The sequence below is a fragment of the Candidatus Propionivibrio aalborgensis genome (assembly GCF_900089945.1).
Classification (GTDB): Bacteria; Pseudomonadota; Gammaproteobacteria; order Burkholderiales; family Rhodocyclaceae; genus Propionivibrio; species Propionivibrio aalborgensis.
Genome location: NZ_FLQY01000065.1, coordinates 1 through 16,032 on the forward strand (window position 1 = coordinate 1; position 16,032 = coordinate 16,032).

Annotated in this window: 14 protein-coding genes; 10 read left to right on the forward strand and 4 right to left on the reverse strand. The window is 60.4% G+C overall.

Translation table 11 applies throughout. The annotated features are described in order from the left end of the window. A partial coding sequence (locus tag PROAA_RS04490; protein WP_186410191.1) for a chromosome segregation SMC family protein occupies positions 1-1,719 on the reverse strand: 1,719 nt, incomplete at its 3' end. Positions 1,720-1,879: 160 nt separating this feature from the next. On the opposite strand from PROAA_RS04490, the gene queF reads away from it, so the two are divergent. Together queF and PROAA_RS04500 are read left to right on the forward strand one after the other, a co-directional pair. Beyond that, the gene (gene queF, locus PROAA_RS04495) at positions 1,880-2,299 is read left to right on the forward strand and encodes a preQ(1) synthase (RefSeq protein WP_186410192.1); all 420 of its coding nucleotides are present in this window, start codon (positions 1,880-1,882) and stop codon (positions 2,297-2,299) included. Positions 2,300-2,303: 4 nt separating this feature from the next. Then, entirely contained in the window at positions 2,304-2,939 is a 636-nt protein-coding gene (locus PROAA_RS04500) for a YecA/YgfB family protein (protein ID WP_186410193.1), read from the forward strand. A gap of 15 nt (positions 2,940-2,954) precedes the next feature. Here PROAA_RS04500 and PROAA_RS04505 read toward each other — a convergent pair whose 3' ends face one another. Then, complete coding sequence (locus PROAA_RS04505) at positions 2,955-4,058, reverse strand: EAL domain-containing protein (protein WP_186410194.1); 1,104 nt, start codon at positions 4,056-4,058, stop codon at positions 2,955-2,957. 289 nt (positions 4,059-4,347) lie between these two features. Here PROAA_RS04505 and amrB point away from each other — a divergent pair, with 289 nt between their 5' ends. From amrB to lpdA, 7 genes are all read left to right on the forward strand, one after another. Next, the gene (gene amrB, locus PROAA_RS04510) at positions 4,348-5,157 is read left to right on the forward strand and encodes an AmmeMemoRadiSam system protein B (protein ID WP_186410195.1); all 810 of its coding nucleotides are present in this window, start codon (positions 4,348-4,350) and stop codon (positions 5,155-5,157) included. Further along, complete coding sequence (gene amrA, locus PROAA_RS04515; RefSeq protein WP_186410196.1) at positions 5,147-5,695, forward strand: AmmeMemoRadiSam system protein A; 549 nt, start codon at positions 5,147-5,149, stop codon at positions 5,693-5,695. The genes amrB and amrA overlap by 11 nt, the downstream gene beginning before the upstream one ends. Further along, positions 5,680-6,792 (forward strand): AmmeMemoRadiSam system radical SAM enzyme, encoded by a 1,113-nt coding sequence (gene amrS / locus PROAA_RS04520; protein ID WP_186410197.1) that lies wholly within the window; start codon positions 5,680-5,682, stop codon positions 6,790-6,792. The genes amrA and amrS overlap by 16 nt, the downstream gene beginning before the upstream one ends. Beyond that, a complete protein-coding gene (locus PROAA_RS04525) occupies positions 6,789-7,469 on the forward strand; it encodes a dienelactone hydrolase family protein (protein ID WP_186410198.1) in 681 nt (226 codons plus the stop codon). The genes amrS and PROAA_RS04525 overlap by 4 nt, the downstream gene beginning before the upstream one ends. A gap of 294 nt (positions 7,470-7,763) precedes the next feature. Continuing rightward, positions 7,764-10,457, forward strand: a complete 2,694-nt coding sequence (gene aceE / locus PROAA_RS04530; protein ID WP_186410199.1) for a pyruvate dehydrogenase (acetyl-transferring), homodimeric type — start codon at positions 7,764-7,766, stop codon at positions 10,455-10,457. A 12-nt stretch (positions 10,458-10,469) separates the two neighbouring features. After that, complete coding sequence (gene aceF, locus PROAA_RS04535; RefSeq protein WP_186410200.1) at positions 10,470-11,813, forward strand: dihydrolipoyllysine-residue acetyltransferase; 1,344 nt, start codon at positions 10,470-10,472, stop codon at positions 11,811-11,813. 13 nt (positions 11,814-11,826) lie between these two features. Continuing rightward, the gene (gene lpdA / locus PROAA_RS04540) at positions 11,827-13,686 is read left to right on the forward strand and encodes a dihydrolipoyl dehydrogenase (RefSeq protein ID WP_186410201.1); all 1,860 of its coding nucleotides are present in this window, start codon (positions 11,827-11,829) and stop codon (positions 13,684-13,686) included. Between the two features lie 35 nt (positions 13,687-13,721). On the opposite strand, the gene trmB is transcribed toward lpdA, so the two are convergent. Both trmB and PROAA_RS04550 read right to left on the reverse strand, forming a co-directional pair. Next, complete coding sequence (trmB, locus tag PROAA_RS04545) at positions 13,722-14,411, reverse strand: tRNA (guanine(46)-N(7))-methyltransferase TrmB (RefSeq protein ID WP_186410202.1); 690 nt, start codon at positions 14,409-14,411, stop codon at positions 13,722-13,724. 11 nt (positions 14,412-14,422) lie between these two features. After that, complete coding sequence (locus PROAA_RS04550; RefSeq protein ID WP_186410203.1) at positions 14,423-15,415, reverse strand: tRNA dihydrouridine synthase; 993 nt, start codon at positions 15,413-15,415, stop codon at positions 14,423-14,425. A 189-nt stretch (positions 15,416-15,604) separates the two neighbouring features. Between PROAA_RS04550 and PROAA_RS04555 the strand changes: the two genes are divergently transcribed. Continuing rightward, positions 15,605-16,032 (forward strand): ATP-binding protein (locus PROAA_RS04555; RefSeq protein WP_245664158.1); only part of this gene is annotated, 428 nt, incomplete at its 3' end.

Here is a 16,032-nt window from a genome sequence, read left to right on the forward strand (position 1 = left end):
CAGCGGCAGCAGCAAGGTCAGTTTGCTGCCGGGTCTGTCCTTGCCCCACGCCGGATCGGCCGCCTCGACCGTCAGCGCGCTGATTCGCTCGCGCAGCACCGCTTCGACAGCATCTTCCCAGCCGGCCTCGACATGCAGGGATCTCCACAAGGGTTGGCGATCATTCAGATGATGGCGATGCAACCAGTCGCCCAGCTTTCCATCGCCCTGCACGCGCTTTTGCAATTGTTCCAGCGCCGCACGACGAGCATGGGCTTCGGCGCGCTCCTTCTGGACATGCTGCACTTCGGCCAACACACTCCGGCGCTGTTGCTCAAATTGCGGCAGTTCCTGCTGCCGGATAGTCAAGTCTTCCTGTGCCCGGGCGATACGTTCACGCAATTCGGCCAGCGCGCCCTGCTTGGATTCGAACGCCGAATGATCGGGCACGGGCAACGCGTCGCGTTCCTGCGCCAGACGATCCCGACGGCCGGCGATGATCTGCAGCGAGCGTTGTGCGTGCCCGCGATTGGATTGCTCAAGCTGAAGTCGCTGCTCGGCCTGCACCATATCGGCACGGTGTCCATCAACGATTGTCCGGGCAGAGGCGTGGGCATTCTCGGCCTGTGGGAGTCGCTCCTGCTGCGCCTGCAACTGCATTTCGCCTTGCTCGACGCGCTCATCGGACAGCGTCGACAAGTCCAGCCAACGGGTGTGCTCGGATTCCAGCTTTTCGACCTCACCCTGCCAGTGCACCTTGTCGTCGCCTAACTGCGCCAAACGGGATTCATACTCGTGTCTGGATTCGCGGCGGTGACGAATCTCCGCCTCAAGCCGCGCCACCTCGGCGTTGGCCGTAAACAACTCGCTTTGCGCAGAATGCACGCTGTCGCTGGCGGAAAAATGAGTTTCACGCGTTTCCTCAAGCCGGGCTTCGGTTTCGCGCAAGGCGGCGTTCTGCGCCTCGAGTTCGATAAGCGCACGCTCGACTTCCCGTGCCAGACGTTCGCGTTCCACCTGCGCTTCATTGCGCCGCAGCAACCACAGCAGTTGCTGTGTGCGCGCCAGCTTGTCGCTGTGCTCGCGATACTGCCGCGCCACGGCCGCCTGCCCCTCGAGGCGTTCCATCTGCGAGCCCAGTTCCAGACGGATATCCTCGACGCGAGTCAGGTTCTCGCGGGTATCGGCAATACGGCTCTCGGTTTCCTTGCGCCGCTCCTTGTATTTGGTGACCCCGGCCGCTTCTTCCAGAAAAACCCGCAACTCGTCGGGCCGCGCCTCGATGATGCGTGAGATCGTACCCTGTCCGATAATCGCGTAAGCACGGGGCCCGAGACCGGTACCGAGAAACAGGTCGGTGATGTCCTTGCGGCGAACGTGCAGGTTATTGATGTAGTACTCGGACTGCCCGTTCCGCGTCAACAGACGCTTGACCGACAGTTCCGCGTATTGCGACCACTGCCCGGCAATGCGCCCGAGCGCGTTATCGAAGACCAGTTCGACCGCAGCCCGCGAAACCGGCTTGCGACCATCGGTGCCGTTGAAGATCACGTCCTGCATCGACTCGCCGCGCAATTCCGAGGCTTTCGATTCGCCCAGAACCCAGCGCACGGCATCGATGACGTTCGATTTCCCGCAACCGTTCGGCCCGACCACTCCGACCAGTTGCCCGGGCAGGGAAATCGTTGTCGGATCGACAAAGGACTTGAAGCCGGCGAGTTTGAGTTTGGTCAGACGCATGAAATGGCACGCCGCCGAAAAGGCGGCGAGGATAGTGGTTCCCAGCGGCAGCGTATGACGTCGCGCGGGTATGATCGGGCGATTATAATAGCATTCCGCCCCTCCAATAGACTGAACCTCGCCTCAACCTCGGCCCACTTCCCCTGAATCCGGAATCGTCATGAGCAGCCCATCCGCCAAAGCACTCGAAACATTTCCCAACTCCGCAGCACAGAGGGATTTTCATGTTCACATGGAAATTCCCGAATTCACCTGCCTGTGCCCGAAAACAGGCCAGCCGGACTTTGCCACCCTGTTTCTCGACTACATCCCGGAGAAGACCTGCGTCGAACTCAAGAGCCTGAAGCTTTACATCTGGTCATTTCGCGACCAGGGATGCTTTCATGAAGATGTGACCAACCGCATTCTCGACGACCTGGTCAGAGCCACCCGGCCCCGTTTCATGCGCCTGACGGCTCGATTCAATGTTCGTGGCGGGATTTTCACCCACGTCGTCGTCGAACATCGCAAGAAAGGCTGGAAACCGGCGCCTCTGGTCGATCTTGTCGAATTCTCCCCGCAGGCCGCTAACCGTGGCTGAAGAAATGGGCATCGCTCAGCCACTCCAGGCACAACTGGCTGATCATCAGCTGGAGCGTCTCGAAAGCCTGCTTGACGACCCGTCATTGCCCGATGCCATGCGTCTCGACGAGATTCAGGGCTATCTGTGTGCCGCCCTGGCGGGCCCGCAGCCGAAAGCTGAAACGGAATGGCTCGCTGACACGCTAGGTGGGGAAGATGTTCAGGAAAGCGCCGCCGGACGTGAAGCGGCAGCGCTGCTACGCGCTTTTGCTACATCCCTCGAAGCCGAATTGGCCGCTGGCGAACCGCCGGTGCTACTGCTCTACCCCAGGCACGGGGATGAAAGCGGGCCTAGCGACTATCGTCCGTGGTGTCAGGCCTATCTGGCCGGCGTCGACGCGGCCGAGGGCGACTGGTTCGATTTCTTTGGCGATGGTGACGGCTCCGATTCTGCCGAATCGATCTCCCAGGAAATCAGCTTTCTCGATGACCGGCTCCTTCCCCTGATGGTGCTCACCGGCGAGGCCGAAGCTGCCGCGCTCGAAAGCGGCGAAGAATGGCCGCAAGGCGACGAACGCGCGCAAATCGAAGCCCAATGCGAAGAAGACCTGCCGCAGGCGGTCACCAACATCTACCGTTTCTGGATGAGTAAACGATAATTCAGCCTACGAAGGTCAAAGTGAATCTTCAGGGATCGGCCTGCCCGTGAGGTAGCCCTGAATCAACTTGAATCCCATGGCGACACAAATTTTCGCCTCTTCCTCGTCTTCAACACCCTCGGCGAGCGGCACGGAACCCGTCGCCAGAACCATTTGCACCAGATCCCTGACGACCTGGCGCTTGCGTTCACTGGCTTTGTGCAGGCCGCGAATCAGCGCCATGTCAAACTTTACGTAGTGCGCGGGAACGTCGGCCAGTTCCAGCAAACGCGCCTGCCCCGCGCCGAAATCGTCGTAGGCAAAGCGGATTCCCAGCAGCCGCAGCCGGTCCGCAAATTGACGCAGCTTCGCGATATCGGTCACTGCGGATTCGTGAATCTCGACGACGATACTGAGTTCCGGTGACGTTTTGCGAAGACGTTCGAGCGAAGCCAGAAAGGTATCGCTGAATGTTTCCTTCGGGTGTGCATTGATGAACAGGGTCTTGCCCTTGACGCGCGGAGCCATCTTGTCAAGGCCAAACTCGCGGAAAGCCAGGCTCAGATCGACCTCACGACCCATCGCCTCGGCCAAAGTGAACAGTTCCATCGGCGCGTTCGGCAACAGCGGATGATTTGCGCGTCCGAGGAACTCGTAGGCGACAATCTGCCGTGAATGCGCATCGACGATAGGCTGGACGGCGCCGGACAAGCCATGACCCATGATCAACTCGTCGAACTCGGCCTCGTTCGGTATAAAACGCTCCGACAACGACATGTCTCTTGACATGAGCATGGTGTTCATCTCGTCGAACGGCTGCATGAGGCTCTGGTCGACCAGACTCAGGCGCAGCTTGAACTCGGCACTGGCAAAATGAATGATGTCGTTCGCGTTGAGCAGGCAGTAACCGTCGATACGACGACGATTGACGAAAGTGCCGTTGGTGCTGTTTTCGTCGATGAGCCGGATTTGGCCGCTGATGTCCCGGACCAGCACGGCATGGAAACGACTCAGCCCGAGGTTCGCAATCACCAGATCGTTCTCCTTGCCACGGCCGATCCGGCATGGCAGCCGGGTAATCACGAAGTCGACAAGAGTATCGTCGGTTCCGAAGGACTCCAAAGACCACTGCTTTTCCAATGCATCGCTCCCGTTCTAGCGTTGCGCGATTATATTGGAATATTTGAAGCGGTGACAAACAAGCTGCAGGTAGTTCAACGTCACGCAGCTCTTTTGTACCCTGTATGCAACGGTTGTTCTCCGTGCGGCCGATCTACCCGGAACGACTGACCATTCACTCCGATTTCCATGACAACCGGACAGCGCACGTGACACTGCATTGGGCGGCAAAATACGCGTAGCAGGACCTGAAACCTGAACTTGCCTTGCCTGACTCCGGCTCATATAGTGTTAATAGAGGAGTCCAGTCATGAGTGCCAAGTTACGCCCTGCTGCTGTCGCCGGGATGTTCTATCCGGGATCGGCGACTGCCCTGAGCCGAGATATCTCGCAGATGTTGTCCCTGGTGGCAGAAAAACGGATGTCGCGGCCCAAGGCGATCATTGCTCCGCACGCCGGTTACATCTATTCGGGTCCGGTCGCCGCGAGCGTTTACGCCCCGCTCGCCGCCTTGCGAGGGTCGATACGGCGCATCGTTCTGCTCGGGCCGACGCATCGGTTTGCAGTCAATGGTTTGGCTCTGCCGGCGAGTACGGCTTTCGCGACGCCGCTTGGCGCCGTTCCCGTCGATCGGCAGGCGGTTGCGGCGATAGAAGATATGCCGCAGGTTGTCGTCAGCGATGCCGCACATGCCCAGGAGCATTCGCTGGAAGTGCAGATCCCCTTCTTGCAGGTGGTGTTCGGAACGTTCTCGCTGCTTCCATTGGCCGTCGGTCATGCCTCGGCTGAAGCGGTATGCGAAGTGCTTGAACGCCTGTGGGGCGGCGACGAGACACTGATCGTCATCAGCTCCGACCTCTCGCACTATCTGCCCTATGACGCGGCGCGGCAGGTCGATGCCGGAACCGCGCGGCGCATCCTCGATCTCCACTATGCGATCGATCACGAGATGGCCTGCGGCGCGACGCCAATCAACGGCCTGTTGCTCGCAGCCCGCAAGCATGGTTTGCAAGCGCAGTTGCTCGACCTGCGCAATTCGGGCGACACTGCCGGCGACAAGTCGCGCGTGGTCGGCTACGGCGCGTTTGCCTTTCACAAGGCAGAGTACGATGCCCACTGATGCACTCGGATCGAGCCTGCTGACCCTGGCGCGCAACGCGATCGGCCAGCGTTTCGGCGTGGGGGAACAGCCTGTCGCGGCGCATCCGTCACTTCAGGAGCCAGGCGCGACCTTTGTCACGCTAACGCAGCAGGGGCAACTGCGCGGCTGTATCGGCAGTCTGGAAGCCCACCGTCCGCTGGCGGCCGATGTCGCTGAAAATGCCGTTGCCGCTGCCTTTCGCGACCCGCGCTTTCCACCGCTGAGCGAGGATGAACTGGCCCGAACGCGAGTCGAAGTCTCCTTGCTTGAACCAGCGGAAGCGCTGACGTTTACAGACGACAACGATGCCCTCGCCCGCCTGAGACCCGGCGTCGATGGGCTGATTCTGAAGCACGGCAGCCGACGCGCCACTTTCCTGCCGCAAGTCTGGGAATCGCTGCCCGACCGCCGGCGATTCCTGGAACAGCTCAAACTCAAGGCCGGGTTGCCGGCCGACTTCTGGGACGGGCAAATCACGCTTGCCCGCTACGGTGTGCAAAAATGGAAAGAGGACTGAAAACTCCGGAATCCAATTACCCGGCACGCTGGTGGCACGCCCTGCCCCACGAGGAAGGCAAGCTGGCACGCATTCAGTGCGATCTCTGCCCGCGGGACTGCAAGTTGCACGAAGGCCAGCGCGGCGCCTGCTTCGTTCGCCAAAACATTGCCGACCAGATGGTGCTGACAACCTACGGCCGCTCGTCCGGCTTCTGCATCGACCCGATCGAAAAGAAGCCGCTCAATCATTTCTACCCCGGATCTTCGATTCTCTCGTTCGGCACGGCCGGCTGCAATCTGGCGTGCAAGTTCTGCCAGAACTGGGACATCTCGAAATCGAAGGACATGGACCGCCTGATGGACGCCGCCACCCCGGACGGCATCGCCAGTGCGGCGGCGGCCTACGGCGCGCAATCGGTGGCCTTCACCTATAACGACCCGGTCGTTTTTGCCGAATACGCCATCGATACGGCGCTGGCCTGCCACGAAAAAGGCATCAAGACAGTCGCCGTCACCGCCGGCTACATCCATCCGGAACCGGCGCGGGAGTTCTACGCCGTGATGGACGCCGCCAATGTCGATCTCAAGGCCTTTACCGACGAGTTCTACGTCAAGCTCTGCGGCGGTCACCTGCAGCCTGTTCTCGAGATACTGTCCTATATCCACCATGAAACCGATTGCTGGCTGGAAATCACCACCCTGCTGATCCCGGGGCAGAACGATTCGCCTGCGGAGATCAAGGCACTGTCCGAATGGGTTGCGCGCGAGCTGGGCGCGAATGTTCCAGTCCACTTCACGGCCTTCCATCCCGACTGGAAAATGGGCGATCTGCCGCCTACGCCGCCGTCCTCGCTCACCCGTGCACGGCGTATCGCTCTCGACGCCGGTCTGCACTATGTTTACACCGGCAACGTGCACGACACAGAGGGCGGCACGACCTTCTGCCCCGCCTGTCACGCTGCGTTGATCGAGCGCGACTGGTACAACATCCGCCGCTTCGATCTGCCGGACGATGGATGCTGTCCGCATTGCCAGGCGAAAATAGCCGGGCGTTTCGGAAAGTTCGGGAAGCCCTTCGGCGCCCAGCGGATTCCGGTCAGGCTTGCGCGAAGATGATCGACATCACTCCCGACGGTTTTGGCATTCCGCTTTCAATCCCTTCCGAGCACGGCTTGCTGCATGGCCAACTGGCTCTGTTGCCCAATGCCTGCGGCCTGGTCGTTCTGGCGCATGCCGCAATTTCGCTGGACTCCAGGGATGAATTGCTGGCCGGGCAGTTTCGTCATGCCGGGCTGTCGACGCTGAGTGTGGACCTGCTGGCCCGACAGGAAGAACGCTTTGCCGATGTGCATAATAACGTTCCGCTGCTCGCCAAACGACTGCTGGATTTTCTTGGCCTGATCAGAAACCGCATGCTGCTCGGCGAGCTCCAGACGCTGCCGCTCGGCCTGTACGCCGCCAACGCCACTTCACCCGTCGCGGTTCGCGTGGCTGCACAGCGCGATCACGATATTGCGGCGATTGTCTGCCGGGGCGGATTGATCGACCTGGCCGGCATGCTCTACCTGCGCTCGCTCGAATCGCCTTTGCTCATGCTGGTTGAAGAAACGGATACGCAGCACATCGCAAGCAGTAACCGCGCGCTGAAGGAAGTGCACGGCTGCAAGGAACTCAAACTTATTCCGGAAATTGGCATCGAATACGCAAGCTCGACCGGCTTTGAAGTTTCTGCTCACGAAGCGTCGCTGTGGTTCGTCAGGCATTTCACCGAGGCTTGTCCCGTCTTGACTTGAGGTTCTTTCGGGCAGATGCAAACCCTGATAGCCGCCGCATCGCGGTCGGCGATTCCGGGCTCGCCGATCCCGGCCTCTTCCAGTTCAGTTGAACTTAGAGCCGGGTTGAGCGGTCGATACTTACCGTTTATTTATATCGCAAATCGAATTACTACAAACGCATAGCTGCGCATTGTTGCGTTTACAACCATTTGTTGCACTGCGGTACTTTGCAGTACAGCAACGTACTACCCTTGCCAGACAGATTCACAATTTTAGTGAACGGCAAGCCCCCTTCTGCTAGGAGACAAAAACATGGCAGCACTACCGGAAAACACTCAGATGTCCCCTATCAACGATAGCGATCCGCAAGAGACCCGCGAATGGCAGGAGGCCCTGACCGGCGTGATCGACAAGGAAGGCGCCGACCGGGCCCACTTCCTGATCGAACAAATGATTGCCCAGGCGCGCGAGGAAGGGATCGACATCCCGTACAGCGCGACCACCGAATATATCAACACCATCCCGCTCGATCGGCAGCCCAGGTATCCGGGTGACGCCACCATCGAAATACGGATTCGGAATTTTATCCGCTGGAACGCCATGGTCATGGTCGTGCGTGCCAACCGCGACACCAATGTGGGGGGCCACATTGCCTCGTTTGCCTCGTCTGCCGCGCTCTACGATGTTGGTTTCAACTGGTTCTGGCGCGCACCTACGGAGCAGCACGGCGGTGACCTGATCTTCTTTCAGGGACACTCGATTCCTGGCGTCTATGCCCGCGCCTACATGCTCGGCCGGCTGACCGATGAGCAGATGAACAATTTCCGTCAGGAAACAGATGGCAACGGGCTCTCCTCCTACCCTCATCCCTGGCTGATGCCCGATTTCTGGCAGTTTCCGACAGTATCGATGGGCCTTGGGCCGATTCAGGCCATCTACCAGGCACGTTTGATGAAGTACATGGAAAGCCGTGGCTTTATCGAGGCCAAGGATCGCAAAGTATGGGCCTTCCTCGGCGACGGCGAGACCGACGAGGTCGAATCGCTTGGCGCCATCGGTATGGCTGCGCGGGAAAAACTCGACAACCTGATCTTCGTCATCAACTGCAACCTGCAACGCCTTGACGGTCCGGTGCGTGGCAATGGCAAGATCATTCAGGAACTCGAAGGGACATTCCGCGGCGCCGGCTGGAACGTCATCAAGCTGATCTGGGGTCGCCACTGGGATGTGCTGTTCGAGCGCGACAAGAAAGGCGTGCTGAAGAAGCGCTTCATGGAATTGGTCGACGGTCAATACCAGACCTTCAAGGCCAAGAACGGGGCCTATGTTCGCGAACAGTTCTTCAATACGCCCGAACTCAAGGAACTCATCGCCGACTACACCGATGCCGACATCTGGGCGCTGAACCGCGGCGGCCACGACATTTTCAAAATCTACGGCGCCTTCAAGGCCGCCGTCGACCATCCCGGCCAGCCAACGTTGATCCTTGCCAAGACCGTCAAAGGCTACGGCATGGGGCTGGCTGGCGAGGGGATGAATATTTCTCACCAGCAAAAGAAACTCGACCGCGAAGCGGTCATGCGTTTCCGCGATCGCTTCAAGTTGCCGGTTCCGGACGACCAGATCGACGCCCTGCCTTTCCTGAAATTTGAGGAAGGTTCACCCGAGCTGATCTACATGCGCGAGCGGCGCGAAGCACTCGGCGGATACCTGCCGCAGCGTCGACGCACGGCAGCAGCGCTCGAAACGCCAGCGCTTTCAGCATTCGAAACGCTGCTCAAAGGCTCCGGCGAAGGGCGCGAGGTGTCGACAACGATGTCCATCGTGCGCATCCTCAACATCCTGCTCAAGGACAAGAAGATTGGCCGGCGCATCGTTCCCATCGTCGCCGATGAATCCCGAACATTCGGGATGGAAGGACTCTTTCGCCAGATCGGGATCTGGAACCAGCAAGGTCAGAATTACGTTCCCGAAGACCACGACCAACTGATGTTCTACAAGGAATCGAAGGACGGCCAGGTCATGCAGGACGGGATCAACGAGGCCGGCGCCATGAGCGACTGGATCGCCGCCGCCACTGCCTACTCGGTGCACAACGAGCAACTGATTCCCTTCTACATCTGTTATTCGATGTTCGGCCTGCAACGCACGATGGACCTGTACTGGGCCGCCGCCGACCAGCGCGCGCGCGGCTTCCTGATCGGCGGCACGGCCGGCCGGACAACGCTCAACGGCGAAGGCCTGCAGCACGAAGACGGTCATTCACTGGTCCTCTCCGGCCTCATCCCTAACTGCATCAGTTACGACCCGACCTTCTCCTTCGAGATTGCCGTGATCATGCAGGACGGCCTTCGCCGCATGTTCCAGGAGCAGGAAGACGTCTATTACTACATCACCGTGATGAACGAGAATTACGAGCATCCGGAAATGCCGAAAGGAGTGGAAGCCGACATCATCAAAGGCCTGTACCTGCTGCGCAAAGGCCAGATCTCGGACGGCAAGCAGGCGGCACCGCGTGTGCAACTGCTCGGTTCAGGCACCATCTTTCGCGAAGTTATCGCCGCGGCTGAACTGCTCAAGAACGACTGGGGCGTTGACGCCGATCTGTGGGGTTGCCCGAGCTTCAACGAACTGGCACGCGAGGGCAACGACCTTGCACGCTGGAACCTGCTCAACCCGTCCGCCAAACCGAAGCTTTCGCACGTTGAAAACTGCCTGAACGACACGCGCGGCCCGATCATTGCAGCAACAGACTATGTACGCCAGTATGCCGAACTGATCCGCCCCTTCCTCAACCGCCGGTATGTGACGTTGGGCACCGATGGTTTCGGCCGCTCGGACACGCGCGAGAAGCTGCGCCACTTCTTTGAAGTGGATCGCAACTGGGTCACGGTGGCTGCACTGAAGGCCCTCGCCGACGACGGTGCAATCGAGCGAAGCAAGGTCGCCGACGCGATTGCCAAGTACGGAATCGATGTGAACAAACCCAACCCGATGTCGGTTTAAGGGAGCGCAGTCATGAGTCAAACCAGCGAAGTAAAAGTCCCGGATATCGGCGATTACACGGATGTCCCGGTCATCGACATCTGCGTCAAGGTCGGCGATGCGGTCAAAGTCGACGACGCGCTCGTCACCCTGGAATCCGACAAGGCAACGATGGACGTTCCCTCCTCGGTCGCCGGCGTCGTCAAGGAGATCAAAGTCGCGCTTGGCGACAAGATTTCCGAAGGCGCCGTCGTCGTCATTATCGAAGCGGACGGCAGTGCCGCAGCGGCGGATCCCGTAGCTCCTGCGACGGATGCGGTTACTGCGCCACCGCCCGATGCGCCCGATACCCCCGAAAAACCAGCACAGGCGGCAGCGCCAGTCGCGGCTCCCAGTCAAGCCGGATCTGCACCTATTGCGTCCGCCGCACCCGCGCCCGGCCTTGCGCTCGGCGCAGCAACACACGCCAGCCCGTCGGTACGGCTGTTTGCCCGCGAACTCGGCGTAGACCTGACCAAGGTTACAGCGACCGGTCCGAAGGGGCGCATCGTCAAGGAGGACGTCACAGCATTCATCAAGGGCGTCATGACCGGGCGCGCCGCAACAGCGTCAGGCGCGAGCCTTGGTGGCGGCCTGGATCTCTTGCCCTGGCCGAAGGTCGATTTCGCCAAGTTCGGCCCGATCGAAGTCAAACCGCTATCACGGATCAAGAAAATCTCCGGCCAGAATCTCGCGCGCAACTGGGTGATGATCCCGGCGGTGACCTACCACGAGGATGCCGACATCACGGATCTTGAAGCCTTCCGCATGGCCATAAACAAGGAGAATCAAAAACCCGACGGAAAGTCGGGTCCCAGGATCACCATGCTCGCCTTCCTGATCAAGATCTGCGAGCTGGCGCTCAAGAGGTTCCCGGAATTCAACAGTTCGCTTGACGGCGAAAACCTGGTGATGAAGAAGTATTTTCACATCGCCTTTGCTGCCGACACGCCCCACGGTCTTGTCGTTCCGGTCGTCAAGAACGTCGATCAGAAGTCGGTGTCGGAGATCGTCGTCGAATGCGGCGAACTGGCCAAGAAGGCGCGCGACGGCAAGCTCGGCCCGGCCGAAATGTCCGGCGCCTGCTTTACCATCTCCAGCGTCGGCGGCATCGGCGGAACCAGCTTCTCGCCGATCGTCAACGCACCGGAAGTCGCCATTCTCGGTGTCAACAAATCGGTGATGAAGCCGGTCTGGAACGGCAGGGAATTCATTCCGCGGCTGATCCTGCCGCTGTCGCTGTCCGCCGATCACCGCGTCATTGACGGCGCAATGGCCACACGCTTCAACGCCTATGTCGCACGGCTGCTGGCCGACATGCGTCGCGCACTGCTTTGACCGGGAGAAACAGATGAGTCAAGTCATAGAAGTAAAAGTCCCGGATATTGGCGACTTCAAGGATGTTCCGATCATCGAGCTGTGCGTCAAGGCGGGCGACACTGTCAACGCCGAGGATGCACTGGTCACGCTCGAATCCGACAAGGCGACAATCGACATTCCGAGCCCGGCTGGCGGCGTGATCAAGGAATTGAAGGTCAATATCGGCGACAAGGTATCGGAAGGCTCGCTGATCGCGGTGCTGGAAGCGGCTGATGCCGCAAGCCCCAGCGCTCAGGCCCCCGCTTCTGCTCCGACCCAAGCCCCTGCTACTGCTGCCCCAGCCGCAGCCACCACCGCCAGCAGCGAGGTGGCAGCACCGCCAGCTGCACCACAACCCGGGCAATTCGCCGGCAAGGTCGACCTCGAATGCGAAATGCTCGTTCTCGGCGCCGGCCCAGGGGGTTACTCGGCAGCTTTTCGCGCCGCGGATCTGGGCATGAAGACGGTCATCGTCGAACGTTATTCCACTCTGGGCGGCGTCTGTCTGAACGTTGGCTGCATTCCTTCGAAAGCGCTGCTGCATATTGCCGTCGTCATGGATGAAGCCGAGCACATGGCCGATTGCGGCGTGAGTTTCGCCGCACCACAGATTGACATCGACAAGCTGCGCGCGCACAAATCCGGTGTCGTCGGCAAACTCACCGGCGGTCTGGCCGGCATGGCCAAGGCACGCAAAGTCGAAGTCGTCCGCGGCTACGGCAGCTTCCTGGACGCCAACCATATCGAGGTCGAAACCACCGAAGGTGCCGGTCAGACGAGAAGCGGCGAGAAAAAGGTCATCCGCTTCCAGAAATGCATCATTGCTGCCGGCTCGGCCGCCGTACATCTGCCCTTCATTCCGAGCGATCCACGTATCGTCGACTCGACCGGTGCGCTCGAACTGCGCATGGTGAACGGTGCAGCGCCCAAGAAGATGCTGGTCATTGGCGGCGGCATCATCGGCCTGGAAATGGCCACGGTCTACTCCCTGCTCGGCACCCGTGTCGACGTCGTCGAGATGCTGGACGCGCTGATGCAGGGCCCTGATCGCGATGCGGTCAAGGTCTGGGAAAAACAGAATCTGCATCGCTTCGACAGGGTCATGCTGAAAACAAAAACGGTTGCCGTCGAAGTGAAAGACGAGGGCCTCGAAGTCAAATTCGAAGGCGAAGGCGTGTCACCGGAGCCGGTGATGTACGACATGATTCTTCAAGCCGCCGGCCGCTCGCCAAATGGCGGCAAGATCGCTGCCGACAAAGCCGGCGTCATCGTTACGGATCGTGGCTTCATCACCGTCGACAAGCAGATGCGCACCAACGTGCCGCACATTTTCGCCATTGGCGACATCGTTGGACAGCCGATGCTGGCGCACAAGGGCGTGCATGAGGGGCACGTTGCGGCCGAAGTTGCTGCTGGCGAGTTGAAAGGCGACACCGAACTGGCGCGGACGGTGTTTGACGCACAGGTCATCCCCAGCGTTGCCTATACGCATCCCGAAGTGGCCTGGGTCGGCTATACCGAGGATCAGGCGAAGAAAGAGGGGCGCAAGATTGAAGTCGCGCGATTCCCGTGGGCCGCCTCGGGGCGCGCCATCGCCAACGGCGCCGACTACGGCTTCACGAAGCTGCTCTTCGATTCCGCAACGCACCGCATCATCGGCGGCGCCATCGTCGGCCCGAGCGCTGGAGACATGATCAGTGAAGTCTGTCTGGCGATCGAGATGGGTTGCGATGCCATCGATATCGGCAAGACCATCCACCCGCACCCGACGCTCGGTGAAACGGTCGGCATGGCCGCAGAAGTGGCACACGGCAGTTGCACCGACATCCCGCCGGTCAAGAAGAAAAAATAGGCTTGCTTCCGGAAATCCATTCTGATTTCCGGATTTCAGGCAAGTTGAACGACCGTCCGGAACAAGGCGTGGCCCGAGTCGAGGTACTTGCGCTCGAAGGGCGTCAGCGCTTCATCCGGAGCATATGTTTGGCATCTGGCGGAGTGCCGTGTCAGACGCTCGACCGCAAAACAGAATTCTTCGATGTAGATGCGCCAGTTGCTGCGGCACTCCAGTACGCCGCCGAGTTCAAGCAGGGTCGGAAACACCGGGTGGCCGTGCCAGCGCCGGCTCAGGTGGCCGATCTTTGGCCACGGATTGGGATAAAGCAGGTAGTGGCGCTCAGGATGGATGCCGGCGTCGTGCAGCAATCGCCAGTAGTCAACCAGATCGGCGCGCACCAGATCGAGGTTGGGGGGCAGCTGTATCGTTCCGCTCGCGCCATTCGTACCGATGACATTCCGGTTCAGACGCGAGGCGGACTGATCGACGCCGATGACGTAATGATCGGGAAAGGCATTGGCCAGTGCGATGCTGCTCTCGCCGACGCCGCAACACGAATCGAGAATCAGCGGTGCACTGTGCACGACACGTTCGTAGCGCTCAATGCTCGCCGCGAAAGCGCGCCGGTTGTAATCGGCATAGGGCTTGCGGAAAGGTGACGCGGCGTGGCGATCGAGCAGCGTCGCCAGATGCGAGTGGATACCGTTCTGGGCGCTCGACGGCACGCGCGAGTTGGCACGCATGGGCTACACGATCAGGCGGCGCAAGCGGCACGGCGCACCGGGACACCGTGCAGCTCAAGCATCCGCGAGGTTTCGTCGATGCGGCGCAGAGCTTGTATCGCCATATACAGTGCTTCGGCCTCGACGAAGGTCAGGCGCAGTGAATTGAGCCACAGCTTGAGTCGCCCCGGCGCATGGCGCGGGGCAACCCTGAGCTGAACCTGGTGCCAGAAATCGGCGAGCAGCGGCAGCAGTTCAAGCCATTCGGCAGCGTGGTCCACGAAGGCTCCATCATCACCGGTACCCAACGCACAAATGCGCCGGGCGAGAAAGGGATCAGCCACGGCGCCGCGTCCGATCATCACGTCCTGGCTGCCGCTCACCGAACGACAGCGCAAATAGTCGTCCGTCGACCACACTTCGCCGTTGGCCGTCACCGGAATGCTCACCGCATCGCGGATGCGTGCAACCCACTCCCAGTGGGCTGGCGGCTTGTAACCCTCGGCCCGGGTTCGTGCATGAACGACCAGCGCGACAACGCCTCCCGCTTCAAGTGCCTGAGCACAGTCGAGGGCTTTGGCCTTGTCGTGGGTGCCCAGGCGCATCTTGGCAGTAAACGGGATCGACATCGGCACTGCCCTTCGAACCGCTTCCGCAATGCGGCGCAGAAGTTCCGGGTCGTCCAGTAGCATCGCGCCGCCACCGTGACGATTGACAGTCGGTGCTGGGCAGCCAAAGTTCAGATCCACGCCAGCCGGTGCCAAGGTACAAAGCTGCGCTGCGTTTTCGGCAAGACATACCGGATCGCTGCCGAGCAGTTGCACGGCCACTGGCGTTCCGGCTCGGGTACGGCTGGAATGAGCCAACTCCGGGCAGATACGCCGGAATGTGCGCGGCGGCAGCAGACTGCCGGAGACGCGCACGAACTCGGTCACCGCGCCGTCGTAACCGCCGAGTCGCGTCAATACGTCGCGCAGCACGGCGTCGGCGAGTCCTTCCATCGGTGCGAGCAGCAGTTTCCCCATGATGGGCCCGATTCTAACCGCGAACCGGCCTGTTCCGATTCTTAAGACCGGCAGCAAATACTGCCTCGCTGGGTTCGGATCCAAAGGCAGGCCCGACAGCCCGGCATCCGGTGGTAGACTCTCTGCCCAAAAACCAACAGGCCGGACCCGAACTGGCCATTGCCATTCAAGCATGGAGAATCCCGCGCAATGAGCTACACCGCAGAATCCATTTCCGTTCTCAAGGGACTGGAGCCCGTTCGCCACCGCCCCGGGATGTATACGCGGACGGATTGCCCGCTGCACATCATTCAGGAAGCCATCGACAACGCGGCTGACGAAGCGCTGGGCGGCTACTGCAAACGTATTGCCGTCACCTTGCACAGCGATGCTTCGGTATCGATCCAGGATGACGGGCGCGGCATCCCGGTCGAGGTCCACCCGATCGAAAAGGTGCCGACGGTAGAAGTCGTGTTCACCCAATTGCACGCGGGCGGCAAATTCAACAAAGCCGATGGCAGCTCGGCGTACCGCTTTTCCGGCGGCCTGCACGGCGTCGGCGTTTCGGTCACCAATGCGCTGTCCACCCGGCTTGAGGTTGAAGTCACCCGCGACGGCGGCCGTTTCCATATCGTTTT